The organism is Acidovorax sp. DMC1, assembly GCF_056314325.1.
Genome location: NZ_JBQUYO010000001.1, coordinates 115,527 through 140,632, shown reverse-complemented (window position 1 = coordinate 140,632; position 25,106 = coordinate 115,527). Strand labels below are relative to the sequence as shown.

Sequence of the window (25,106 nt, the reverse complement as noted above, 5' to 3'; positions counted from 1 at the left end):
ATTTAAATCTACTAGGTCACATTAAGCGCTTTCCAAAGTCCTTTGTGAAGAACGATAGTCCTGGAGCTGTTAAAGTTTGAGTTTGGATTGCGAAATTTGAACTCAAACTTGTTTTGTCGAGAGCTTCTATCTCGCCATGTCATTCCGATTGCGCTGGCTGAGAATAGTGCATGAAGAAGAACATCTAATTTCGCCTTCTGCAGCCCGAGAGGAAGTGCTACGGTCTCCAGTTTTTCTGAAGTGAAAGCTCTTTCATGAATTTCGCCTACCGCATTCAAAAATATCTCTAGCTCACGGGGGCTCACGTAGCCGACAAGTTCATCTTTGATTTCCGGTAGGAAATATTTCTCCGAGTATGACTTTGTACCGTCGAGAATTTCATGTCTTGTAAGAGTCGCACCTTTTGAAAATCTTTGAATGTGATTCAATAGCGCGATGAAATCTCTAGGGGTGTGTCGAGTGAGGTCTGCTAGATATTTTTTTGTTGCAACTCCATGATCCATTAACTTGGGCATGAATTCTTGAAAAATATCTATATCTCTGCCGAGGGAGAGTTTGCCTCGCAGGTTTGCGAGATCTACAAGTTTAGATTGTTCAACCTCTCCAGAAGGTGGATACCAATCAATTTCTAAAGAGGAGTCTTGACGAATTTTATTTTTGTTCGCGCCAGGGAGCACTTCGTATATGTCTGTGCGACACAGGATGATTATCCATATTGGCAGGTTATTGCTTTTGAAAAATGCGTTTAACCGTGATGTTTCGAAAACGAGGGCTGAAAGGGTTTCGTATTGGATCGCTTCTTTGGTGAGAATGTCGTCCAGTCCATCAATTACTAAATATTGAGTGCCTTCGAAAGAGTAGTTGGAGATTAATTCTTTTAAGCTCGATACCAAGTTGAGAAAAGCAAGGTCGGAGGGAGTGTCTGAAGAGCTGGATTCTGAAAAAAATTCCAATAATTTTGGTATTTTGGCTTTGAATCCTGACTTTGATGATCGAACAACTAGTTGCTGAAGATCTGCCGTGGGGAGTAATCCCAGTGCTCGTAGCTGTCCAATAGCTTCATTTGAATCAATATTCAGAGGTCGAACTGCTCCTGGGTGGGCGGTTAGCGCATCAATTATTTGTAAACATAATAGCCAAGACCAAGATGCGGGATACCGTGAAGCTTTCTCTACTGTTGATGGCATCAGTTGGGAGAATGCTCTGTACGGGAAATCCGCTAAATGCGTCAGTACAACTGATGTCTTATTCACCGTGCTAGATGCTACTTGCTTAATTTTTTCGCCAAGTATGGATTTCCCCGCTCCCTTTCTGGCTAATACCAGCCACTTTTTTCTCGATAAAAGTGGGGATAGAAAATTCGGATCGAAATATCCGTCCGCAATTAGATGTGGCAATTCCGCAGCTTCTGCTTCACCTGAAGTCCGTCCAAATTCAATGTTTGTAAAAGTCATGGGCTGAAATTATCTGGTTGGCGATTGCCACACTAGTTTTAGCATGAAATATAGAAAAGTGACTAACAATTCTTACGCTTTTCAGTAGGTGGGCGCTAACGTTTCCACGAAAACCTCTAGTTCATTGTCTGCTCGGAAGCCTGACCCATACTGAAGATGCAGTTGCTTGGCCCGCTGCCAGAAAGTTTGAACGCCAATCCCGTAAATGAACTGCATCGCTCCCCCCGTCCACGCCGGAAACCCAATCCCAAAAATCGACCCGATGTTCGCGTCATGCACGCTGGTCAGCACGCCCTCGGCCAGGCAGCGCGCAGTCTCGATGGCCTGGCGGTAGAGCAGGCGGTCCTGAATCTCCTGCACGCTCCACTCCACGCCGGGCTTTTCGAACAGAGGTTTCAGCTCCGGCCACAGGTGCTTCTTGGCGCCTGCGGGGTAGTCGTAAAAGCCGCCGCCACCGGCGCGACCAGGGCGTTTTAGCTCCTTGACCATGCGCTCCACCAGCAGCTCGCCGGGCGTGGCGGTGTAGGTTTTGCCTTCGGCCGCGTAGTCGGCACGGGTCTGGTCCAGCACGTGCACGCTCAGGGTCAGCGCGGTTTCATCCAGCACGGCCAGCGGGCCTACGGGCAGGCCGGCCTGCATGGCGGCGTTTTCAATCGCGGCGGCGGGGATGCCTTCGCCCAGCATGGCGGCGCCTTCCATCACAAAGGTGCCGAAGGTGCGGCTGGTGTAGAAGCCGCGGGAGTCGTTGACGACGATGGGCACCTTGCCCAGGGCCTGCACGTAGTCGAACGCGCGGGCCACGGTTTCGTCGTCCGTCTGTTTGCCGCGGATGATCTCCACCAGCTTCATCTTGTCCACGGGGCTGAAGAAGTGGATGCCGACAAACTTCTCGGGTCGGCTGCTGGCCGTGGCCAGGCCGCTGATGGGCAGGGTGGAGGTGTTGCTGGCGAAGAAGCCGCCGGGTGCGAGCTGAGGCTCGGCCTCTTGCGTGACCTTGGCTTTCAGGTCGCGGCTTTCAAACACGGCTTCGATGATGAGGTCGCAGCCCGCCAGGTCGGCCGCGCTGGCCGTGGGCGTGATGCGGGCCAGCAGCGCCTGCTGCGCCTCGGCCGTCATGCGGCCCTTGTCCACGCGGGCCTGGGTGAGCTTGGCGCTGTAGGCCTTGCCGGCCTCAGCCTTTTCCACGCTCACGTCCTTGAGCACGGTGGCGATGCCCCGGCTGGCCTGGGCCCAGGCGATACCCGCGCCCATCATGCCGGCGCCCAGGATGCCGACCTTTTGCGGCTTGTAGCGTGGGGCCGAGCCAGGGCGTGACTTGCCGCTCTTGATCGCGTTCATGTCGAAGAAGAACGTATTGATCATGTTGCGCGCGACGGGGCCGGTCATCAGGCGGGCGAGGTAGCGGCTTTCGATGCGCAGGGCAGTGTCGTAGTCCACCATCGCGCCTTCGACCATGGCGGCCAGCGCCGCCTCGGGCGCGGGGTAGCGGCCGCGCGTGGTCTTCTTGAGCATGGCGGGCGCCACCGTCAGGGCACCCGCGATCTTGGGGTTGGCGGGCGTGCCGCCGGGCATCTTGTAGTTCTTGTCGTCCCACGGCTGCACCGCGTGCGGGTGGCTGGCGATGTGGGCCAGGGCGGCGGGCAGCAGTTGCTCGCGCGTGGCGACCAGCTCGTGCACCAGTTGCAGCTCCAGCGCCTCGGCGGGGTTGAAGAGCTTTCCTTCCAGGATGTAGGGCTGCGCGCCCATCAGGCCCAGCAGGCGCGTCATCTTGGTCACGCCGGTGGCGCCGGGCATCAGGCCCAGCGTCACCTCGGGCAGGCCAAACTGGATTTTGGAGTCGGCCACGGCGATGCGGTAGTGGGCGATCAGCGCCACTTCCCAGCCGCCACCCAGCGCCGCGCCGTTCAGGCAAGCCACCACGGGAATGCCCAGCGTTTCGAGCGTGCGGAAGTGCTTCTTCATGCGCTCGATTTCGCTGAACACGGCAGGAGCATCTGCAGGTGTCAGGCGCATGGTGGCCTTGAGGTCGGCGCCCGCAAAGAAGCTGGTCTTGGCGGATGCGAGCACGATGCCCTTGAGCGCTGCGCCCAGGCGTTCGCGGTCGCCCAGCACCTGCGCGGTGACTTCGCCCAGCTCTTGCTGCCACTGGCGGCACATGGTGTTGACGGGGGAGTTGGCTTCGTCAAACGTGATGACGGCAACCTGGCCTTCGGTGCCCTGGGCGGGGATGAGTTCGTAGCGGATGGTTTGCATGTTCTTGTCTCCTACCCAGTCCATCAAATGCGTTCAACAATCGTTGCGATGCCCATGCCGCCGCCCACGCACAGCGTGGCCAGGCCATAGCGCTGGCCCCGGCGGTGCAGTTCGTCAATCAGGGTGCCGAGGATCATGGCGCCCGTGGCGCCCAGCGGGTGGCCCATGGCGATGGCGCCGCCGTTCACGTTGACCTTGTCGTGCGGCACGCCCAGCTCGCGCATGAAGCGCATCGGCACGGCCGCAAAGGCCTCGTTCACTTCAAACAGGTTGATCTGCCCGACGGTCATGCCCGCACGGGCCAGCGCCTTCTTGGCGGCCGGCACCGGGCCGGTGAGCATGATGGTGGGGTCCGCACCGCTGAGCGCCGTGGCCACGATGCGTGCGCGGGGCGTGAGGCCATGGGCCTTGGCGGCGGCTTCGTTGCCGATGAGCACGGCTGCGGCGCCGTCCACGATGCCCGACGAGTTGCCTGCGTGGTGCACGTGGTGGATGCGCTCCACCTGCGGGTAACGCTGCAGCGCCACGGCGTCAAAGCCCATGCCGCCCAGTTGCTCGAACGATGGCTTGAGCGCGCCCAGGCCTTCGAGCGTGGTCTGGGGCTTGATGAACTCGTCTTCGGCCAGGATGGTCTGGCCGATGAAGTCGCGCACGGGCACGACCGAATTCTTGAAATACCCCGCCGCGCGCGCGGCGGTGGCGCGGCGCTGCGATTCGAGCGCGAAGGCGTCCACATCGGCACGGGTGTAGCCGTCCAGCGTGGCGATGAGGTCGGCGCCGATGCCCTGGGGCACGAACAGCGTGGCGGAGTTGGTCTCTGGGTCTTGCGCCCAGGCGCCGCCGTCGGAGCCGATGGGCACGCGGCTCATGCTCTCCACACCGCCCGCCACCACCAGGTCCTCCCAGCCGCTGCGCACCTTTTGTGCGGCCAGGTTCACGGCTTCGAGGCCCGACGCGCAGAAGCGGTTGACCTGAACGCCCGCACAGCGAAAGTCCCACCCGGCCTTGAGCGCGGCCACCTTGGGCAGCACCGAGCCCTGCTCGCCCACGGGAGAGACGATGCCCATGACCACGTCGTCCACTGCGGCGGTATCAAAGCGGTGGCGCGCTTGCAGCTCGGTCAGCAGGCCCACCAGCAGGTCGATGGGCTTGACCTCGTGCAGGGTGCCGTCCTTCTTGCCCTTGCCGCGCGGGGTGCGCAGCGCGTCGAATACATAGGCTTCGGTCATGAATGGTCTCCGGTGGTTTCTCTAAGCTTCAAGCGGGTATCGTGGTGAAGCAGCTGGGCTGGCCCACGCCGCTACAAGGTGCTTTCTGACGCGGGTGCAGGGGTTTTTGCACTATCTTTCGACGGTTGCTATCTACATTTCTGGCTATGGAACGAAATACATCCCCTGCATTGCAGCGCATCGCGCGCAGCGCCATCGAGTACGACGACACGCGCGAAGGGTTTGCGCTGGAGCACCATGTTGTGCTGGCAGCATCCAGTGCGCTGGCGGTGGCGGCATTCATGGCGCCCAGCCGCAGCTCGGCGGCCATACGCGGTATTGGCGCAGGCTTGCTGCTGATGCGCGCGCTGAGCGGCAGCCAGGGTGTGCGCTCCTGGCTGAATGTGACCGACCGCCGCCCCGGTGCGCCACTCAGCCCTGAGGAAGCGCGTGCCGCCTGGTATCTGTAACGGTATTCGACGCCAGCTGGCCCGTTGTGAGGGGCGTCGTGCCTTGCGTGGCTCATGGCGCGGTGCATACGGCTATTTGCCCAGGCCCATGGCACGTGCAATCACTTCTTTCATGATCTCGTTGGTGCCGCCGTAAATGCGCTGTACGCGCGCGTCGGCGTAGGCGCGGGTGATGGGGTATTCCCACATGTAGCCGTAGCCGCCAAACAGCTGCACGCATTCGTCCATCACCTTGCACTGCAGGTCGGTCGTCCAGTACTTGGCCATGCTGGCGGTCTCGGTGTCGAGCTGGTCCTTCACGATGAGTTCGCAGCACTTGTCCACAAACACGCGGGCCACCTGCACCTGCGTTTGCAGCTCGGCCAGGGTGTGGCGGGTGTTCTGAAACGACGCCACGCTCTGCCCAAACACCTTGCGCTGCTTGACGTAGTCCAGCGTCCAGTCGATGGCAGCCTGGGCGGCAGCCACGGCGGTGATGGCAATCTGCAGGCGCTCCCAGGGCAGCTGCTCCATCAGGCAGATGAAGCCGCGCCCTTCCATGGCGGGGCCACCCAGCAGATTCTCTGCGGGCACCTTCACGTCGTTGAAGAACAGCTCGGACGTATCCTGCGCCTTCATGCCCATCTTCTTGAGGCGCTGGCCTTTCTCAAAGCCGGGCATGCCGCGCTCGACCAATAAGAGGCTGGTGCCCTTGGCTCCCGCCGCCGGGTCGGTCTTGGCGACCAAGATGACCAGGTCGGCGTGCCAGCCGTTGGTGATGAACGTCTTGCTGCCATTCAGAACGTAGTGGCTGCCGTCGGCGCTCTTGATGGCCGTGGTCTTGATGCCCTGCAGGTCGCTGCCTGCAGCGGGCTCGCTCATGGCGATGGCGCCCACCATGGCGCCGCTGGCCATCTGGGGCAGATACTTTTGTTTTTGCGCCTCGGTGCCGTAGTGCAGGATGTACGGCGCCACGATCTCGCTGTGCAGGCCGAAGCCGATGCCCGTGGTGCCTGCACGCGCCAGCTCTTCCATCTGCGCCACCGAGTACAGCTTGTCGGCCCCGGCGCCGCCGTATTCCTCGGGCAGGCTCATGCACAAAAAACCGTTGGCGCCCGCCTGGCTCCACACCTCGCGAGCCACATAGCCCTGGTCTTCCCAGGCGGCGTGGTGGGGCGTCACTTCCTTGTCGATGAAGCGGCGAAAGCTGTCGGCAAAGGCCTGGTGGTCGGGCTGGAAGAGGGTGCGTTCGATCATGGTGGGGCAACCAGGTTATTTATGCAAAGTTACTGCTTGGTTAAATTCTGCCACCGACTGAGCCCGGATGCACCCCCTGAAACGCAAAAGCCGCCCGAAGGCGGCTTGAAGGAGGCTGGTCAGGCGCTCATGGCTTGACGTAGTCGGAGACCACCTTCCACTTGCCATCGGTGATCTGCGACAGGCGAGAAAGATCGCTGCCCAGGCGCTTTTGTGGGCCAAAGGTGCCCTCGGCGCTGCCGAACATGTCGGGCGGAATCACCATGGTGTCCATGGCCTTGATGAAGCTGTCGGTGCTCAGATTGGGGCCCGCCTTCTGGGCCGCCTTGATGAAGGCGTCGATGGCGTTGTAGCCGTAGACCGAGAACACGGTGGGGTCTTCGTTGAACTTGGTCTTGTACTTGTTGGCCCAGAAACGGATGGGCTGGCTGGCTTCATCCAGGTAGGGGTGTTGCACCGTCATGGTGGCGTACAGCCCATCCATGGGCTTGCCGCCCAGCTTGTGGATGAGGTCGGTGTAGGCGGCGCTGGAGCCCAGGAAGGTGGGGTTGAAGCCTGTCTTGCGTGCCTCGCCGATCGTGCCGATGGTCTCGCGGATGATGGTGCCCAGGATCACGAAGTCGCATTCGGACGACTTCATCTTGGCGACCTGTGAAGAGAAGTCGGTAGCGCCGCGCTTGTACGAGGTCTTCTCGGTGAAGTCCATGCCCATGGACTTGAGTGCCGCCTCGCCCCCGCGCATCACCTCCAGGCCAAATTCATCGTCCTGGTAGATGGTGCAGATCTTCTTGGCGCCCTTTTCCTTGATGAGCTTGGGGGCGGCAAGGCGGATCTGGTCGTAGTAAGTGGCGGCAAACGAATACTTGAGCTTGTGGAAGGGCTCGTACATTTCCCGCGCGGCCGTCACCGGGAAGAAGTTGATCACATTCTTGCTGAACTGCACCGGCATGGCGGCCAGGTTCTGCGCCGTGCCGATGTGCGCCACCATCATGAAGATCTTGTCCTGGTTCACGAGCTTCTGCGCGGCCAGCACGGCTTTCTTGGGGTCGTAGCCCGAGTCTTCCACTTTCAGGTCCAGCTTGCGGCCGTTCACGCCGCCTTGCTCGTTGGCCTCGTCCACGCGCAGCATCATGCCCAGTCGCACCTGCTTGCCAAAACCGGCCAGCGGGCCTGACAGATCCTGGATGGAGCCCAGCGTGATGGTGTCCTTGCTCACGCCCTGGCTGGGCTGCGCCTGGGCGGAGGCACCGGCCATGGCCACGAGGGCCAGCGCGGCGATGTGATGAAACTTCATGGCACGTCTCCTTCGGTTGGATCGAAACAAAAACGATCGCTCGTTATAGAACGATGCCCGGGGTGGGGCACCAGCACTTTCCCTATCCTGATGGGCGTGGCCTGTGGTTGCTTGCCGCGCGCGCCTACCGGTACATGGCCTCGATCTGGGGGGCGTACTTTTGCTGCACCAGCTTGCGCTTGAGCTTCATGGTGGGTGTCAGCTCTTCATCCTCGGCCGTGAGCTGGGTGTCTAGCAGGAAGAACTTCTTGATCTGCTCCACACGGGCGAACTTGGTGTTGACGCGGTCGATCTCGCCCTGGATCAGCTCCTGCACCTCGCGCGTGCGGGTCAGGCTGGCGTAGTTGGAGAAGGGCACGTCTTGGTCCTGCGCGTACTTCTCCACGTTCTCCTGGTCGATCATGATGATGACCGTGAGGTAGGGCAGCTTGTCGCCAATGACCACCGCATCGGTGATATACGGGCTGAACTTAAGCTCGTTTTCCAGCTCGCTGGGCGTGATGTTCTTGCCACCCGCCGTGATGATGATGTCCTTCATGCGGTCGGTGATGCGCAGGTAGCCATCGGCGTCGATGGCGCCCACATCGCCCGTGTGCAGCCAGCCGTCGGGATCGATGGTTTCGGCCGTCTTCTCGGGCTGGTTGAGGTAACCCTTGAACACATTGGGACCGCGCACCAGAATCTCGCCGGTGGCGGGGTCGATGCGCACCTCGTTGTAGCTGGCTGCCGGGCCAATGGAGCCAGGCTTGATGCGGGTGGCGGGCACACCCGTGGAAGCGCCACAGGTCTCGGTCATGCCCCACACCTCCAGCATGGGCACGCCCAGGGCCAGGTACCACTTCACCAGCTCGGGCGAGATGGGCGCCGCCCCTGTAACCAGGAAGCGGGCGCGGTGGATGCCGATGAGCTTGCGCACATTGTTCAGCGCCAGAAAGCGCGCAAGCATGAACTGCGCCTTCAGCAGGCCACCCACGGGCTGGCCCGCCAGCACACGGTCTGCAATGCGCGTGCCCACACCAATCGACCAGGCATAGGCCGCCTGCTGCAGCCGCGTGGATTCCTTCAAGGCAATCATCACGCCCGAGTAGAACTTCTCCCACACGCGTGGCACGGCAGTGAACACTGTGGGCGCGATCTCGCGCACGTTCTCGGGCACGGTGTCGGGGTTCTCCACAAAGTTCAGGCGCGCGCCGGTGTAGAGCGAAAAGTATTCACCGCCCATGCGCTCAGCGATGTGGCACAGCGGCAGAAAACACATGGTCTCATCGGCCTCGCTGCGCGAGATGAGTGTGTTGTAGCCGCGCACGGTGTAGGTGAGCGCGCCGTGTGTGTGCATGGCGCCCTTGGGCTTGCCGGTGGTGCCCGAGGTGTAGACCAGAATGGCCAGGTCTTCGGGGCGGCAGGCCTTGACGCGCTGCATCAGCGCGTCGGGGTGTTGTGTATTCCAGGCGCGGCCCAGCTCGCGCAGGGCCGCCAGGCTCAGCACATCGGGGTCGTTCAGGCTGCGCAGGCCTTCCATGTCGAACACCACCACCTTGCGCAGGAGAGGCAACTGACCGCGCACTTCCAGCGCCTTGTCGAGCTGCTCGTCGTCTTCCACAAACAGCACGGTGGTGCGCGAGTCTTCACACAGGTAGTGCACCTGCGCCGCCGCATCGGTGGGGTAGATGCCGTTGGCCACGCCGCCGCAGCTCAGCACGGCCAGGTCGGCCAGCACCCATTCGATGTTGGTGTTGGACAGGATGGACGCGCATTCACCCGGCGCAAAGCCTAGCGACATCAGGCCGCCTGCAATCTCGCGCACGGCCTCGGCCGTCTGGTCCCAGGTCCAGCTCTTCCAGATGCCCAGCTCCTTCTGGCGCATCCACACGCGCGGGCCGCGCTCGGCCACGGCGTTCCAGAACATGGCGGCGATGGTGTCGCCCGCGAGCACGTCGGTGCCTGCGGGCTGGATGTGATCGAGGTCCCAGAGGTTAGACATTTGCGCTTATCTCCAGGTCTTCTTTTTCTTCCAGCGCCGCTCTCCGCGCACGCCGACATCTTTCATCCCAAGGTAGAACTCCTTGATGTCGTCCTTCTCGCGCAGGCGCTCGCAGCTGTCTTCCATCACGATGCGGCCGTTCTCCAGCACATAGCCGTAGTCCGATGCGTTGAGCGCCATGTTGGCGTTCTGCTCGACCAGCAGGATGGTGGTGCCGCGCTCACGGTTGATGCGCACCACGATCTCGAAGATCTCCTTGGTGAGCTTGGGGGACAGGCCCAGGCTGGGCTCGTCGAGCAGGATGAGTTCGGGGTTGGCCATGAGCGCACGCGAGATGGCCAGCATCTGCTGTTGCCCACCCGAGAGCAGGCCGGCGTCCTGCGCGGCGCGCTCCTTCAGGATGGGGAAGTAGCCATACACCGTTTCGATGTCGCGGGCCACGGCGTCGGCATCGCTGCGCGTGTAGGCGCCCATGAGCAGGTTGTCGCGCACCGAGAGCAGCGCAAACACCTCGCGCCCCTCGGGCACATGCATGAGGCCCCGGCGCACGATGGCCGCCGGATCGTTGGCGGTGATGTCGGCGCCCTGGAATTCGATGGAGCCCTTGCGCGGGTCGATGATGCCGCTGATGGTTTTGAGGATCGTCGTCTTGCCGGCGCCGTTGCTGCCCAGCACGGCAGCGATCTCGCCGCGCCGCACCTGCAGGCTCACGCCGCGGATGGCCTTGATGGGGCCGTAGGCGCTCTCCACGTTCTGCAGGCGCAGCAGGGGCTGGTCAGCTGCAGCAACCGCTGCTGCAGATGTGTTGACGGCGGAAAGTACGGCGCTCATGCCCGAACCCCCATTTGTGAACCCGCCGGACGGCGCAGGTTGCTCACATCGTCGATGGTGCCCAGATACGCCTCGACCACGCCGGGGTGCGTCTGCACCTCGCGCGGAGTGCCCATCGCCACCACCTCGCCCTGGTTCATGGCCAGCACGCGGTCGGACACCTTGGAGACCAGCGACATGTCGTGCTCCACCATCAGCACGGTGATGCCCAGCTCGTGCTGGATGTCCTGGATCCAGAAGGCCATGTCGTCAGTCTCCTCCACGTTCAGGCCCGACGAGGGCTCGTCGAGCAGCAGCAACTGCGGCTCGGTGCACAGCGCGCGGGCCAGCTCCACCACCTTGCGCACGCCGTAGGGCAGGCCGGCGACCATGGTGTCGCGGTAGTGCTGCAAGTCGAGAAAATCGATGACCTGCTCGGCCTTCTCTCGCGCCTGAACTTCGCCCTCGCGCACCTTGCGCGTGAAGAACATCTCGGCCCACAGGCTGCTGTGCTGCCGGGTGTGGCGGCCGATCAGCAGGTTGTGCAGCACGCTGGCGTGCTCAAACAGCTCGATGTTCTGAAACGTCCGCGCAATGCCCAGGCCCGCCACCTTGTGGGGCGGCTGGTCGGTGAGCGGCAGCATGGCGCCGCCGGGGCCCGCGTAGGCAATGGTGCCGGTGGTGGGCGTGTAGATGCGGCTGATGAGGTTGAACACCGTGGTCTTGCCTGCGCCGTTGGGGCCGATGAGGGTGAACACCTCGCCGCGCCGCACGTCAAAGCTCACGTTGTTGACGGCCAGCACACCGCCAAAGCGCACGCTCAAGTTCTGAGCCGAAAGCAGAACGTCTTGGTTCATGGTGGTCGCCGCGCTCATTTCAAGCGATCCGATTTCTGGAACGACTTCTGCCGCTTGAACAGGCCCTTGCGGTAGAACGGGAACATCTGCAGCCAGGTGCGTACCTTGAGCCAGCGGCCGTACAAGCCCATGGGCTCGAACAGCACAAACGCAATCAGCACCGCGCCGTACACCACTGCCTGCAGGCCAGGCGACTGGCCGATGGAGTCTGGCAACCAGTCCTTGCCCAGGGAGATGAGCTGCGGCATGGAGATCAGGAAGATCGCGCCCAGGAAGGCGCCGTGCACCGAGCCCAGCCCACCAATCACGATCATGAGCAGCAGGTCGATGGACTGCAGGATGTTGAACTGGTCGGGCGATATGAACTGCAGCTTGTGCGCGTACAACGCCCCGCCGATGCCTGCGAGTGCGGCCGATATGGAGAACGACAGCGTCTTGTAGCGCGCGAGGTGGATGCCCATGCTCTGTGCCGAAATCTCTGAATCACGGATGGCGACAAACGCGCGGCCCGTGGGCGAGCGCAGCAGGTTCAGGATGGCGAGGGTGCTCACCACCGCAATCACCAGGCACAAGAAGTAGAACGACTCCGTGGTCTCGAACGAGTAGCCCGCGATCTGTGGCGGCACCAGGTGCTTGCCCGAGTTGCCGCCGGTCACCGACTCCCAGCGCGCAAACACCTCTTCCACAATGAATCCGAACGACAACGTGGCCATTCCCAGGTAGATGCCCTTCACGCGCAGCGCGGGCAACCCCACCACCACCCCCACCGCAGCCGACAGCCCCGCCGCGCAGGCCAGCGACAGTGCAAACGGCCAGCCCATGCCCGTAAGCACCGCTTGGGTGTACGCGCCCACCCCCAGAAACGCCGCATGCCCCAGCGAGAACAGCCCCGTGAAGCCCGCCAGCAGCATCAGCCCCAGGCCCACGATGGCGTAGATGAGCACGAAGGTGAGCTGGGCCAGCCAGTATTCAGGCGCCACCCAGGGCGCGGCGACCAAAGCCAAGCAAAGCAGGCTGTACCAGAACACATGCCCGCCGTGTTTGGCCAGGCGGATGTCTTGCTCGTATGAAGTCTTGAAGAGAAAGCGCATGGGTCAGACTTTCTTTCTCAGCTTCTCGCCGAATAGCCCGTTGGGTTTGACCATCAGCATGATCAGCACCACGATGTACGCGGCCGTGTCCTTGAATCCATCGGGCAGGTAGAAGCCCGAGAGCGATTCGACGATGCCGATCACCAGCCCTCCCACGATGGCGCCGGGCAGGCTGCCAAAGCCGCCCACCACGGCGGCCGGAAAGGCCTTGAGGCCGATCAGGCCCATGTTGGCGTGCACGAAGGTGATGGGCGCCAGCAGCAGGCCCGCCACCGCCGCCACGGCGGCGGCCAGGCCCCAGGCCAGGCCGTTGAGCCGCTGCACCGGAATGCCCATGTAGTAGGCGGCCAGCTGGTTCTGCGACGACGCCTGCATGGCGATGCCCAGCTTGCTGTAGCGGAACATGGCAAACAGCAGCACACACAACACGCCCGTGGCGCCAATCACCACCAGCTGCTCGGCGTTGAGCACCAGCGCACCGAGGCGAAACGACAGGTCCTTGTAGGGCACGGGCAGCGTGTGCGTCTCGGTGCCGATGTTGGGGATCATGGTCACCAGCCCACGCAGCACGTAGCCGATGCCGATGGTGAGCATGACGATGGAGAAGGCGGGCTGGCCCAGGATGGGACGGATCACCGCGCGCTCCAGCACCACGCCAAAGCAGCCCATGGCCAGGATGCTGGCGAGCACGGCCACCCAGAAGGGAAAGCCCAGCACCGTCATGAGTGCCAGCCCGCAGAAGGCGCCGAGCATCATGAGTTCGCCCTGGGCGAAGCTAACGGTCTCCGTGGCCTTGTAGATGAGCACGAAGCCCAGCGCGATCAGGCCGTAGATGCACCCCTGGGAGACACCGCTGATCAACAGTTGCACAAATTGCACACTGGCTCTCCAGATTGAGACCTGAGCCGGTGGGCGCAAAGCGTGTGGCGGCTGGCAGCACGCACTTTGTGAAACCCTGTGGGCACAAGACCTGCAGAATATTTTTACAAAGCGATTGCTTTGCATAAATAATGGTGCACGTGCCCGGCACAGACCGCACTCGGGGCTAACCCTGATGGGGGCCTGTGAGCAGGTTGCGGCGCATATTGACGCAGTGCTGCACCCTGCGCAATAGGAATAACGTCGGGTGGGAGCGCAGGTTTTGGGCCCCCCGCCACAGGAGACGCACATGTCGGTAGAGGTTGAAACGCAAGGTGGTGTCACGCTGGTGACATTGGGCCGGCCCGATGTGCGCAATGCCGTCGATGCCGCGACCGCCCACGCGCTGCATGCAGCCTTTGTGGCCTTTGAGCAAGACGACAGTGCCCATGTGGCGGTGTTCCAGGGGGCTGGCGGGCATTTCTGTGCGGGCTGGGACCTGCAATCGGGCGCGCGTTTGCTGGGAGACGGCGTCACGCCCGAGGCGCTCGCAGACACGCTGGACTTCACGGCCGATACCGTCCACCCGCCCGGGCCCATGGGGCCCAGCCGTCTGCAGTTGTCCAAGCCGGTGATCGCGGCCATCGAAGGCGCGGCGGTGGCGGGAGGCATGGAGCTGGCGCTGTGGTGCGACCTGCGCGTGATGGCAGAGGACGCGTACATGGGCGTGTTCTGCCGTCGCTTTGGCGTGCCCCTGATTGATGGCGGCACCGTGCGGCTGCCGCGCCTGGTCGGCCTGTCGCATGCGCTGGACTTGATCCTGACCGGTCGCAAGGTCGAGGCCGACGAGGCCCTGCGCATGGGCCTGTGCAACCGCGTGGTGCCCGCAGGGCAGGCGCGGGAAGCCGCCCTGGCACTGGCCCACCAGCTGGCCGCCTTTCCGCAGGCCACCTTGCGCGCCGACCGTGCCAGCGCGCTGGCCGCCGAGGGCTTGCCCCTGCAGCAGGCGCTGCTGCAGGAGTGGGCGGGTGGCCGCGAATGCCTGGCCGAGGCACTGCGCGGAGCCTCGCGTTTTGCGGCGGGGCAAGGACGCCACGGCGAGTTTTGAGCCAAAATGGCCGAAGGTGCTTGTGTATCAAGCGCTAGCAGCTATAAAAACAGGAGTCATCGGTCTCCGGCAGGCGCAACGCCCCGCCGGGCCGCCCACAGCACACCATGAGCAAAACCATTCCTTCCCAGCCCCAGGCTTTCGAGCCCGAGTTCATTGCCGGGCTCAAGTCCATCTTTGAAGAAAAAATCGTGTTCAACCAGGTCCTGGGGCTCAAGATCACCGCCCTGGCGCCTGACGGTGTGGTGGGCCGCATCGACATGAAGCCCGACCTGGTGGGCCACTACGCCTACAACCGCATCCACGGCGGCGTGATCAGCGCGGGGCTCGACGCCATGGGGGGGCTGGCCGTGATGGCTGCGATTGGCGCCAAGCACCTGGACGAGCCGCCCGAGCAGCGCCTGCACCGCTTTGCCAAGCTGGGCACCATCGACCTGCGCATCGACTACCTGCGCCCCGGCATTGGCAGCCACTTCGAGCTGCGCGCGCAGGTGCTGCGCCTGGGATCGCGGGTCGCCACGACGCGCATGGAGTTTCTCGGGCCAGACGGGCAGATCATGTCGGCAGGCGCCGCTGCATACATCGTGTCTTGACGCGTGCGCCGCAGGATGTAACGGCGGGATGTGTGATCCCGCAAGCCCTGCAAGCGCATGCAACCATCGAACCGTTTGGTTACGGTTCTTGCGTAACGAGGGCATTTTTTTGCGTGCCGCAAACCTAGCATGGCCTCTTTTCAAGGAGATCTGATGGCCGTGCAAAACCCCTTCTTTGGCAAGCGTGAACCCGAATCGTTCCAACCCCGCAGCAGCACCACCTCAGGCTCCGTATTGGGGAGCAATGCGGTGAACAACGGTGCCGCATCGGCACAGCCGGTGCCCCCAGCGGCAGCCCCCAAGCCCAGCAGCGCCTGCGACAGCTCGGGCAGCAAGCTCACGGTGGGTCCCAACATCAAGCTCAAGGGCGTGGAGATCACCGACTGCGACACCCTCGTGGTCGAGGGCACCGTCGAGGCCACGATGGACTCGCGCGTGATCCAGATTTCGGAGAACGGAGCGTTCAAGGGCTCGGCCGAGATCGACATTGCCGAGATCCACGGCGAGTTCAACGGCACGCTCACCGTGCGGCAGAAGCTCGTGATCTATAGCTCGGGCAAGGTCAACGGCAAGATCCGCTACGGCAAGCTCGTGGTGGAAGAGGGCGGCCAGCTGGCGGGTGAGATCGAGGCTGGATTTTCTTCGTCCTCGTCCAGCGGCACACAGCGCGCTGCAGCACCGTTGAGGGCAGAGCCTGCCGCGTTGGCCGCCTGATCCAGCCCCTGGGGCCGCGTGCGGGCAGACGCTGCCTGGCGCGGCCCTTCGTCCGCTTATGCAGGCGCGTTGTGCTTCGGCACGGGGCGCGGCCTGCCCTGGTGGTCGATGGCCACGTACGTCAGGCGCGCCTCCGTCACTTTCACATACTGCCCTTGGGCAGAAAAACGCTCGGCATACACCTCCACCTCTACGGTGACCGAGGTGTTGCCCACCCGCGTGATGGCCGAGAAGAACGACAGGATGTCGCCCACGCGCACGGGCTGCTTGAAGATGAATTCATTGACCGCCACCGTGGCCATGCGACCCTGGATGTAGCGCGCGGGCAGCACGGAGCCCGCCAGGTCCACCTGCGCCATCACCCATCCGCCAAAGATGTCGCCATTGCCGTTGGTGTCGGCGGGCATAGGGATGACCTTGAGCACCAGTTCCTTGTCGGTGGGCAATGCGGCGGGTGGTGGGCTGAAAACGGCAGACATGGGCACAATCTCGGTTGGGGCTGAGCCAATCCTTGGGGAAACCGGTGGTTTCATCAGGCCTTGCGCCCCGAGAAAAACCACCTGGGCATCAGCCAGGTCGGTAAAAACAACAACCGGAATTGTCCCCCATGCGCCACCACGGCGAAACTGCCCCCACCGCTGCCGGTGCCACTGCCAGTGGCACGGCCGCCAGCCCCGCGCCGGTCCAATCGGACTGGGCCACCCTGCACCGATTGCTGCCCTACCTGTGGCAATACAAGTGGCGCGTGATCGCCGCCATCGTCTTCATGGTGGGCGCCAAGTTCGCCAACGTGGGCGTGCCCATCCTGCTCAAGACGCTGGTCGATGCCATGAGCCTCAAACCGGGCGACCCCACCGCGCTGCTGGTGGTGCCTGTGGGGCTGCTGGTGGCCTACGGCGCGCTGCGGCTGTCCACCTCGCTGTTCACCGAGCTGCGCGAGCTGGTGTTTGCCAAGGCCACGCAGGGCGCGGCGCGCTCGATTGCGCTGCAGACCTTTGAACACCTGCATGCCCTGAGCCTGCGCTTTCACCTGGAGCGGCAGACCGGCGGCATGACGCGCGACATCGAGCGCGGTGTGCGCGGCATCGAGTCGCTGATCTCCTTCACCCTGTTCAACGTGGTGGCCACGCTGGTCGAGGTGGTGCTGGTGCTGTCGGTGCTGGCCATCAAGTTCGACGCCTGGTTTGCGTGGATCACATTGGCAGCGCTGGCGCTGTACATCCTCTTCACGGTGCTGGTGACCGAGTGGCGGACCAAATTTCGCCGCGAGGCCAACGAGTTCGATTCGGCCGCGCATTCCAAGGCCGTGGACTCGCTGCTCAACTACGAGACAGTCAAGTACTTCAACAACGAAGGCTTCGAGGCCCGCCGCTACGACGAAAGCCTGGAGCGCCTGCGCCGTGCGCGCCTGAAGAGCCAGACCACGCTGTCCATGCTCAACACCGGCCAGCAGTTCATCATTGCCGTGGGCCTGGTGGCCATGCTCTGGCGCGCCACGCAGGGCGTGGTCGATGGCCGCATGACGCTGGGCGACCTGGTCATGGTCAACGCGTTCATGATCCAGCTCTACATCCCGCTCAACTTCCTGGGGGTGATCTACCGCGAGATCAAGCAAAGCCTCACCGACCTGGACAAAATGTTCACGCTGATGGACAAGGAGCGCGAGGTGGCCGATGCCCCCGGCGCCCAGCCGCTGGCAGGGTTAGACCAGCCCACCGTGCGCTTCGAGGACGTGGTGTTTGCGTATGACCCCAAGGGCGGGCGCACCATCCTGCAGGGCATCAGCTTCGAGATTCCGGCGGGCAAGACGGTGGCAGTGGTCGGGCCCTCGGGCTCGGGCAAAAGCACCCTGGCGCGGCTGCTGTTCCGCTTCTACGACATCCAGCAGGGCCGCATCACCATTGCGGGGCAGGAGATCCGCAGCGTGACCCAGGCCAGCGTGCGCCAGGCGATTGGCATCGTGCCGCAGGACACGGTGCTGTTCAACGACACCGTGGCCTACAACATCGCCTATGGCCGCCCTGGAGCGACGCAGGAAGAGATCGAAGCCGCCGCCCGGGCCGCGCGCATCCACGACTTCATCGCCAGCACGCCCAAGGGCTACGCCACCATGGTGGGCGAGCGCGGGCTCAAGCTCTCAGGCGGTGAAAAGCAGCGGGTGGCGATTGCGCGCACCCTGCTCAAGAACCCGCCCATCCTGATCTTTGACGAAGCCACCAGCGCGCTGGACTCCGCCAACGAGCGCGCCATCCAGGCCGAGCTGCAGGGCGTGGCGCAGAACAAGACCACGCTGGTGATTGCCCACCGCCTGTCAACAGTGGTGGACGCGCACGAGATCCTGGTCATGGACGCGGGCCGCATCATCGAACGCGGCACGCACGCGCAGCTGCTGGCCTTGGGGGGCCGCTACGCGAGCATGTGGTCCCTCCAGCAAAGCGATGCCGCCGCTTGAGCAGCGTCTTTCTCTCTTTCATTTGTTTCGCGATTTGTCATCCATGAAGCCCGTCCTTCTCGCCCTCATGTTTTTGTCTGAAGAGCACATCGCCCAGATGGCCCAGACCTTTGAAGTGATCTACGCGCCCGACGCGCCGCAGGCCGCAGCCGCCATCGCGCAGCATGGCAGCCGTGTGCGGGTGGCCCTCACCATCGGCTCGGTGGGCCTGGGCCTGGCGCAGATCGATGCGCTGCCCGCGCTCACCCTCATTTGCGCGCTGGGCGCCGGTTACGAGAACGTGGCGGTGGACTACGCCAAGGCCCGGGGCATCGTGGTGGCTACGGGTGCGGGCACCAACGACGACTGTGTGGCCGACCACACCTGGGGCCTGCTGATTGCGGCGCAGCGCCGCATCCTGCCGCTGGACAAGGCCACCCGCGCAGGCGTCTGGCGCACCGCTTTGCCGCTGCCACCCAACGTGTCGCACAAACGCCTGGGCATCATCGGCCTGGGCACCATCGGCAAGAAGATTGCGCAGCGCGCGCTGGGCTTCGAGATCGAGGTGGGCTACCACAACCGCAGTGCGCGCACCGATGTGCCTTACCGCTACTTTGCCGATGTGGCAGCGCTGGCCGCGTGGGCAGACTTTCTTGTCATCGCCACGCCTGGCGGCGCGGGCACCAAACATCTGGTCAACGCAGCGGTGCTGAAGGCGCTGGGCCCGCGTGGCGTAGTGGTCAACATCGCCCGTGGCAGCGTGATCGACACCGCCGCCCTGGCCGCCGCTCTGCGCGAAGGCCGCATCGCCGCAGCGGGCCTGGACGTGTACGAGAGCGAGCCCTTACCCCCGACCGAGCTGCTGGACCTGGACAACGTGGTGCTCACGCCCCATGTGGCGGGCTGGTCGCCCGAGGCCGTGCAGGCCTCGGTGGACCGCTTCATGGAGAACGCCCGGCGCCACCTGGCGGGCGAGGCACCGGTCACGCCGGTGTGATGGGTTTCAGATCTTTCAGGCCACTAGCGCAGGCGGAATATGCGCCGGCAGCTATTGAATCAGGAGCAATGGAATGTCTGTCGATCTGACGGAGCTGCAGGCCCGGTTGCGCGTGTTTGCGGCACAGCGGCAGTGGCAGCCGTTCCATTCGCCCAAGAACCTGGCGATGGCGCTGATGGTCGAGGCGGCCGAGCTGGCGGAGATCTTTCAGTGGATGACGCCGGAGCAGTCGCTCGCGGTGCGTGAGGACCCGGCGCTGAAAGAGCCCATTGCCGATGAGGTGGCCGACGTGCTGCTGTACCTGCTGCAGCTGGCGGACCACGCGGGCGTGGACCTGGCCGAGGCGGTGGAGCACAAGCTGCGCAAAAACGCGGTCAAACACCCGGTCCCCGATGATTTGAAGTGAAAGTGGTGGGTAGCGCTAGTGCAATATGCCTTGAATGCTATTAAATAGATAGCGACATTGCAGGCACGTCACCCGCAGTTGCCTTTGTGCCCGCCCAGCAAAAAGCCCCGCCATGGCGGGGCTTGGGCAGACACCGGGCGACTGTCGTGCACCGGTGTCGGGTCCACTGAAGGATTATTTCTTGCGGGCGGCAATCGCCTTCTCTGCAGAGCCCACCAGGTCGGCGCCGATCTGGCCCTTCCACTTTTCGTACACGGGGCGCGTGGCCTTCACGAACGCGTCGCGCTCGGCGGCGGACAGCTGCGTGACGGTCACGCCGTTGGCCGCGATTTCCTTGAGCAGGGGCTTGTCGGCCTCGACCATGCCTTTGCGTGCGATGGCGATTTCTTCCTTGCCGGCGTCGATGGCGGCCTGCTTCACAATCTCGCGGTCCGCAGGGGTCCACGACGCCCAGATGTCCTTGTTCACCACGAACACCAGCGGGTCGTTCACGTAGCCCCACATGGTGATGTGCTTCTGGGCCACGGTGTGCAGCTTGGCGGCCTGGTACACGGCGATGGGGTTCTCCTGGCCGTCCACAGCGCCGCTGGCAAACGCGGGCTGTGCGTCGGCCCAGCTCATCTGCGTGGGGTTGGCGCCCAGCGCGGTGAATGTGTCCAGGAACAGGGGCGAGCCCACCACGCGGATCTTCAGGCCCTTGAGATCGGCAGGGCTCTTGATGGCCAGCTTGGAGTTGGAGATTTCGCGGTAGCCGTTTTCACCCCAGGCGAGGGGCACGACGCCTGCCTTCTCCAGCGTGGTGAAGATCTGCTTGCCCACATCACCCTGCGTCACCGCGTCCACAGCGGCGTAGTCAGGGAACAGGAAGGGCAGGGAGAACAGGTTGAGCTGCTTGACCTGGGGCGACCAGTTGATGGTGGAGCCCACGGCCATGTCGATCACGCCCTGGCGCAGCGCGCTGAATTCGCGCGTCTGGTCGCCCTGGATCAGCGACACGCCGGGGTACAGCTTGATATTGATGCGGCCATTGGTGCGCTCGCGCACCTTGTTGGCCCACAGCTCACCGCCCTTACCCCAGGGGAAGGCCGTGCCCAGCACCAGCGACATGCGGTATTCGCTCTTGTACGCGGTTTGCGCGATGGCGGCCGGTGCAGTGAAGGCGAGGGCAGCGGCAGCGGCCACGGCCGAAGTGAGGAAGGTGCGCAGTTTCATTGTTTCAGTCTCCTGGTTAGAAATTCATCAAAAGAGGTCAGTAGCCCAGCTTGGCGGGCAGCCACAGGGCCAGTTGCGGGAAGGCGATCACGGCCACCATCACGAGGAACATGGCAAACAACATCCAGCCCACCCAGCGCACGGTGGATTCCATGCGCACACCGGCAATGCGGCACGACACCATCAGGTTCACGGCCAGCGGCGGGGTGAACTGGCCCAGCGCCACCTTGAGGGTCAGGATCACGCCGAACCATACGGGGTCCCATTGGTAGTGCTGCATGATGGGCAACAAAAGCGGCACGAAGATCAGGAAGATCGAGATGCCGTCGAGGAACATGCCCACGGTGATGAGCAGCACGATGAGCAGCGCCAGCACGCCGTACTCGCCCAGACCCGAATTCACGATGGCGTTGGCCACCGGGTCGATCACGCCCAACGTGGAGAGTGAATACGCAAAGATGCCCGCGAGCGACACCACGATGAGGATCACCGCCGACAGCTCGCCCGATTCGCGCAGGATGGGGAACAGGTCGCGCACGGTGATCGTGCGGTGGATGACCATGCCCACGAACAGGCCGTAGAACACGGCCACCACGGCGGCCTCGGTGGGCGTGAACCAGCCAGCGCGCATGCCGCCCAAAATCAGCACCGGCGCAGCCAGACCCCAGGTGGCTTCGCGCAGGCTCTTCCAGAATGGGGGGCGGGGCATTTCGGCCTCCAGCGCGCCCATCTTGTGTTTGCGCGCCATCCACACGGCGGGCACGATCAGCGCCACACCAGCCAGCACGCCGGGAACCATGCCCGCCGCAAACAGCGCGGGCACCGAGGCCCCCGGCACGAGCACCGAGTAGATGATGAACGCCACCGAGGGCGGGATCAGGATGTCGGTGGCCGCAGCGGCCCCCACCACGCTGGCCGAGAACGAGGGCGGGTAGCCCGCGCGCGACATGGCCGCGATCATCACCCCGCCCACAGCAGCGGCATTGGCCGGGCCCGAGCCCGAGATGCCGCCCAGGAACATGGCCACGGCAATCGCCACCAGCGGCAGCATGCCCGGGCCACGCCCAACAATGGCCACGGCGAAGTTCACGAGGCGCAGCGCCACGCCCGAGCGGTCGAAGATGGAGCCCACCAGCACGAACATCGGGATGGCCAGCAGCGGGTATTTGCCCAGGCCGGCGTAGAAGTTCTGCGGCACTGCCAGCAGGCCGAACCACTGGCTGTCGGCATTGGCCAGCGCAATGGCGGCGGCACCGGCCAGGCCCAGCGCGGCGCCAATCGGCACGCCCACAAACATCAGGCCCAGAAAGGCCACAAACAGCAGCGTGGCGATCATGGTTGCGCATCCTTGTGCGCTGGGGCGGCATCGCTGACCGTGCCGCGGCTGCGGCGGATGAACAGCCCGATGGCGCGTGCCGTGATGAGCGCAGAGAACACGGGCAGCCAGATCGAATACCACCACTGCGGCACGCCGATGCCGGGGGAGGTTTCGCCAAAGCTGTAGTCGTCCCACACCACGCGCACGCTCAGGACGGCGATGACGCCAAACAGCAGGGCCACGGTGGCCGCGCCCAGCATGGACAGGCGCTTGCTGCGCAGGGCAGAGCCGCCCTCGGCAAAGTACTCAATGCGGATGTGCTGGTCGCGCGCCACGGCGGCCGAGCCTGCGATGAGCGCCAGCGCGATCATCAGGAACACCGAGATTTCTTCGGTCCAGGCAAACGAGGAGTTGGTGAAGTAACGCACCAGCACGTTGGCAAAGGTGATGAGTGCGAGGGCCGCCATGACGATGACGGTGAGCCAGTCTTCAAGGCGCAGCGAGCGGGGCTCGGCCTCGGGACTCGCAGCGCCGGGCAGTGCGTCGGTCGCAGGCCCTTGGGGGGAGGAGGAGGACATGGGGCAGGGGCAGGAGGAGAACAAACACGGGATAGGCGGGTCGCCCTGCCCGGCAGTGTTGTGCACCAGGGGCCTCGACGCGGAGCGCTGTAGGCGCCGCTTTCTATTATGCGATGGGTTGCTATGCATGCACACCATTGGTGCGCCGCGTCCGCACTGTGTAAACCCTCATGCCTGCGGCCAGCAGGCTCCAGCCCGCGCGCGGATAATGCGCCGATGGAAACCAAGTGGCTTGAAGATTTCGTCAGTCTTGCGGAAACCCGCAGCTTCAGCCGGTCAGCGCAGCTGCGGCATGTGACCCAGCCCGCGTTCTCGCGGCGGATCCAGGCGCTGGAGGCCTGGGCCGGCACCGATCTGGTGGACCGCAGCTCCTACCCCACCCGGCTGACCCCGGCCGGCAAAACCCTCTACGACCAGGCCCTGGAGATGCTCCAGTCGCTGCAGAACACGCGCGCCATGCTGCGTGCGCACACCAGTGCGGGCAAGGACATGATCGAGTTCGCCGTACCCCACACGCTGGCGTTCACGTTCTTCCCGGCCTGGGTGTCCAGCCTGCACGACAAGTTCGGCCCGTTCAAAAGCCGCCTGATTGCGCTGAATGTGCACGACGCCGTGATGCGGCTGGTGGAGGGTGGTTGCGACCTGCTGATTGCCTACCATCACCCTTCGCAGCCCTTTCAGCTCGACGCCGATCGTTATGAAATGGTCAGCCTGGGGCAGGAGGTGCTGTCGCCCTACAGCAAGGCCGACGCTGACGGCCAGCCCGTGCACCGCCTGCCGGGCCGCGCGGGGCAGCCGCTGCCCTACCTGGGCTATGCGCCTGGCGCCTATCTGGGGCGGGTGACCGAACTCATCCTCAAGCAGTCGCAGACACCCATCCACCTGGAGCGCGTGTACGAGACCGACATGGCCGAGGGTCTCAAGGCCATGGCGCTGGAAGGGCACGGCGTGGCCTTCTTGCCGCACAGCGCCGTGAAGAAGGAACTGCGCTCGCGCCGCCTCGTTAGTGCCGCCCCCCCGGACGCTGAAGGCCTGCAAATGACCATGGATGTGCGCGCTTACCGCGAAAAGCCCAATGGCAAGGACACCCCCAAAGGCACGGCGCAGGCGCTGTGGAGCTACCTGCAGGCCCAAGCGGCCTCATGCTAAGGGTAAATACGGACATAAACAGTTTGCATAGTTGTGCGCGCAAACGGCATTGGAATTTCACCGTAACGACACGTACAGTCTGCGCCATCGCCGGATCGGTGGACAGCAGCGTGTGCCTTGGCAGGGCCCCACGGTGGCACGAAGATTGCGAACCCGGTTCATTCCTTCACAGAGGCATCGTATGAAAGTTCAGCATTGGGGATTGGCCTGGGGCCTCACAGCACTGTGCTGTGCGGTCGGTGCGTCTGCGCAGGCCAGCGTGCTGGAGCGTGTGGCTGGCGGCGGCAAGCTGGTCATCGCCTACCGCGAATCCTCGGTGCCTTTCTCTTATGTCGACAGCCAGTCGGGCAAGCCGGTGGGCTACGCGCTGGACCTGTGCCTGCGCATGGCCGAGCTGGTGCGCAAGAAGACCGGCAAGAAGGACATGGAGGTCGAGATGGTGCCCGTCACCCCGGCCAACCGCATCGCCATGATCGAGCAGGGCAAGGCCGACATGGAGTGTGGCTCCACCACCAACAACGCCGAGCGGCGCCAGAAGGTGGCCTTCACCATCCCCCATTTCATCACCGGTGCGCGTCTCCTGGTCAAGGCGGCCAGCCCCATCGACAAGGTGGAGGACCTCAATGGCAAGAAGCTGGTCTCCACCAAAGGCACTACGCCCCTGAAGGCGGCCGACCAGGCCAACCGCGAACGGCTGATGGGCATCACCATCGTGGAGGCGCCCGACCATGCCAAGGCCGTGGAGATGGTGGAAAAGGGCGAGGCCGACGCGTTTGTGATGGACGACGTGCTGCTGTACGGCCTGGCTGCAGGGCGGCCCGACCCCAAGGCGCTCAAGGTGGTGGGCCGGTTCATGACGACCGAGCCGCTGGCCATCATGCTGCCCAAGAATGACCCCGAGTTCAAAAAGCTGGTGGACGAGGAAATGCGCCGCCTGATCACCAGCCGCGAGATTTATCCGATTTACGACAAGTGGTTCAACAAACCCATTCCGCCCAACAACACGGTGCTGAACCTGCCGGTCAGTTACTTGTTGCGCGACTTCTGGAAATACCCTACCGACCAGGTCCCGTTCTGACTAATATCCC

The 25,106-nt window shown here is 63.5% G+C and carries 23 protein-coding genes; 9 read left to right on the top strand and 14 right to left on the bottom strand.

All coding sequences use genetic code 11. From position 1 onward, the window contains the following. Positions 1-11: 11 nt before the first annotated feature. The 3 genes from ACT531_RS00625 to ACT531_RS00615 form a co-directional block, all read right to left on the bottom strand. The gene (locus ACT531_RS00625; protein ID WP_476016123.1) at positions 12-1,454 is read right to left on the bottom strand and encodes a P-loop ATPase, Sll1717 family; all 1,443 of its coding nucleotides are present in this window, start codon (positions 1,452-1,454) and stop codon (positions 12-14) included. A gap of 81 nt (positions 1,455-1,535) precedes the next feature. After that, a complete protein-coding gene (locus ACT531_RS00620) occupies positions 1,536-3,707 on the bottom strand; it encodes a 3-hydroxyacyl-CoA dehydrogenase NAD-binding domain-containing protein (protein WP_476016122.1) in 2,172 nt (723 codons plus the stop codon). Between the two features lie 23 nt (positions 3,708-3,730). Continuing rightward, on the bottom strand, positions 3,731-4,936 hold the full coding sequence (locus ACT531_RS00615; RefSeq protein ID WP_476016121.1) for an acetyl-CoA C-acetyltransferase: 1,206 nt from the start codon (positions 4,934-4,936) through the stop codon (positions 3,731-3,733). A gap of 146 nt (positions 4,937-5,082) precedes the next feature. Here ACT531_RS00615 and ACT531_RS00610 point away from each other — a divergent pair, with 146 nt between their 5' ends. After that, positions 5,083-5,385: a hypothetical protein gene (locus tag ACT531_RS00610; RefSeq protein WP_225581100.1), complete on the top strand. Its 303-nt coding sequence runs from the start codon at positions 5,083-5,085 to the stop codon at positions 5,383-5,385. A 72-nt stretch (positions 5,386-5,457) separates the two neighbouring features. Here ACT531_RS00610 and ACT531_RS00605 read toward each other — a convergent pair whose 3' ends face one another. The 7 genes from ACT531_RS00605 to ACT531_RS00575 all read right to left on the bottom strand — a co-directional run bounded on the left by ACT531_RS00605 (position 5,458) and on the right by ACT531_RS00575 (position 13,533). After that, positions 5,458-6,621: an acyl-CoA dehydrogenase family protein gene (locus ACT531_RS00605; RefSeq protein WP_476016120.1), complete on the bottom strand. Its 1,164-nt coding sequence runs from the start codon at positions 6,619-6,621 to the stop codon at positions 5,458-5,460. Positions 6,622-6,748: 127 nt separating this feature from the next. Beyond that, positions 6,749-7,915, bottom strand: coding sequence for an ABC transporter substrate-binding protein (locus ACT531_RS00600; RefSeq protein WP_476016119.1), 1,167 nt, complete (start codon positions 7,913-7,915; stop codon positions 6,749-6,751). Positions 7,916-8,039: 124 nt separating this feature from the next. Beyond that, entirely contained in the window at positions 8,040-9,896 is a 1,857-nt protein-coding gene (locus ACT531_RS00595) for an AMP-dependent synthetase/ligase (protein WP_476016118.1), read from the bottom strand. Between the two features lie 6 nt (positions 9,897-9,902). Then, positions 9,903-10,727, bottom strand: coding sequence for an ABC transporter ATP-binding protein (locus tag ACT531_RS00590; RefSeq protein ID WP_440595686.1), 825 nt, complete (start codon positions 10,725-10,727; stop codon positions 9,903-9,905). Continuing rightward, positions 10,724-11,563, bottom strand: a complete 840-nt coding sequence (locus tag ACT531_RS00585; protein WP_476016117.1) for an ABC transporter ATP-binding protein — start codon at positions 11,561-11,563, stop codon at positions 10,724-10,726. Before ACT531_RS00585 ends, ACT531_RS00590 begins: the two co-directional genes overlap by 4 nt. Before the next feature lie 14 nt (positions 11,564-11,577). After that, positions 11,578-12,654, bottom strand: coding sequence for a branched-chain amino acid ABC transporter permease (locus ACT531_RS00580; protein ID WP_209816223.1), 1,077 nt, complete (start codon positions 12,652-12,654; stop codon positions 11,578-11,580). Positions 12,655-12,657: 3 nt separating this feature from the next. Continuing rightward, a complete protein-coding gene (locus tag ACT531_RS00575) occupies positions 12,658-13,533 on the bottom strand; it encodes a branched-chain amino acid ABC transporter permease (RefSeq protein WP_056059365.1) in 876 nt (291 codons plus the stop codon). A gap of 289 nt (positions 13,534-13,822) precedes the next feature. Between ACT531_RS00575 and ACT531_RS00570 the strand changes: the two genes are divergently transcribed. From ACT531_RS00570 to ACT531_RS00560, 3 genes are all read left to right on the top strand, one after another. Then, positions 13,823-14,620 (top strand): crotonase/enoyl-CoA hydratase family protein, encoded by a 798-nt coding sequence (locus tag ACT531_RS00570; protein WP_476016116.1) that lies wholly within the window; start codon positions 13,823-13,825, stop codon positions 14,618-14,620. Between the two features lie 107 nt (positions 14,621-14,727). Next, a complete protein-coding gene (locus tag ACT531_RS00565) occupies positions 14,728-15,213 on the top strand; it encodes a thioesterase family protein (RefSeq protein WP_209816220.1) in 486 nt (161 codons plus the stop codon). 153 nt (positions 15,214-15,366) lie between these two features. Next, positions 15,367-15,927: a bactofilin family protein gene (locus ACT531_RS00560; RefSeq protein ID WP_476016115.1), complete on the top strand. Its 561-nt coding sequence runs from the start codon at positions 15,367-15,369 to the stop codon at positions 15,925-15,927. Positions 15,928-15,983: 56 nt separating this feature from the next. Here ACT531_RS00560 and ACT531_RS00555 read toward each other — a convergent pair whose 3' ends face one another. Beyond that, entirely contained in the window at positions 15,984-16,406 is a 423-nt protein-coding gene (locus ACT531_RS00555) for an acyl-CoA thioesterase (RefSeq protein ID WP_015012492.1), read from the bottom strand. 128 nt (positions 16,407-16,534) lie between these two features. Here ACT531_RS00555 and ACT531_RS00550 point away from each other — a divergent pair, with 128 nt between their 5' ends. The 3 genes from ACT531_RS00550 to ACT531_RS00540 all read left to right on the top strand — a co-directional run bounded on the left by ACT531_RS00550 (position 16,535) and on the right by ACT531_RS00540 (position 19,761). Beyond that, positions 16,535-18,379, top strand: coding sequence for an ABCB family ABC transporter ATP-binding protein/permease (locus tag ACT531_RS00550; RefSeq protein WP_476016114.1), 1,845 nt, complete (start codon positions 16,535-16,537; stop codon positions 18,377-18,379). Positions 18,380-18,422: 43 nt separating this feature from the next. Continuing rightward, a complete protein-coding gene (locus ACT531_RS00545; protein WP_476016113.1) occupies positions 18,423-19,355 on the top strand; it encodes a 2-hydroxyacid dehydrogenase in 933 nt (310 codons plus the stop codon). 73 nt (positions 19,356-19,428) lie between these two features. Beyond that, positions 19,429-19,761, top strand: coding sequence for a nucleotide pyrophosphohydrolase (locus tag ACT531_RS00540; protein ID WP_476016112.1), 333 nt, complete (start codon positions 19,429-19,431; stop codon positions 19,759-19,761). A 174-nt stretch (positions 19,762-19,935) separates the two neighbouring features. Here the strand turns inward: ACT531_RS00540 and ACT531_RS00535 are convergent, their stop codons facing one another. The 3 genes from ACT531_RS00535 to ACT531_RS00525 are packed head-to-tail and all read right to left on the bottom strand — an operon-like array spanning position 19,936 to position 22,869. After that, positions 19,936-20,973 (bottom strand): DctP family TRAP transporter solute-binding subunit, encoded by a 1,038-nt coding sequence (locus ACT531_RS00535; RefSeq protein WP_422848697.1) that lies wholly within the window; start codon positions 20,971-20,973, stop codon positions 19,936-19,938. Positions 20,974-21,010: 37 nt separating this feature from the next. Continuing rightward, the gene (locus ACT531_RS00530) at positions 21,011-22,309 is read right to left on the bottom strand and encodes a TRAP transporter large permease (protein ID WP_015012497.1); all 1,299 of its coding nucleotides are present in this window, start codon (positions 22,307-22,309) and stop codon (positions 21,011-21,013) included. Next, positions 22,306-22,869, bottom strand: a complete 564-nt coding sequence (locus ACT531_RS00525) for a TRAP transporter small permease (protein WP_056745316.1) — start codon at positions 22,867-22,869, stop codon at positions 22,306-22,308. The genes ACT531_RS00530 and ACT531_RS00525 overlap by 4 nt, the downstream gene beginning before the upstream one ends. Positions 22,870-23,085: 216 nt before the next feature. On the opposite strand from ACT531_RS00525, the gene ACT531_RS00520 reads away from it, so the two are divergent. Next, positions 23,086-24,018 carry a LysR family transcriptional regulator gene (locus tag ACT531_RS00520; protein WP_110961430.1) on the top strand — a complete coding sequence of 311 codons (933 nt, stop codon included), beginning with the start codon at positions 23,086-23,088 and terminating at the stop codon, positions 24,016-24,018. Positions 24,019-24,199: 181 nt separating this feature from the next. Continuing rightward, complete coding sequence (locus ACT531_RS00515; RefSeq protein WP_291445230.1) at positions 24,200-25,096, top strand: amino acid ABC transporter substrate-binding protein; 897 nt, start codon at positions 24,200-24,202, stop codon at positions 25,094-25,096. The last annotated feature ends 10 nt before the right edge of the window (positions 25,097-25,106 follow it).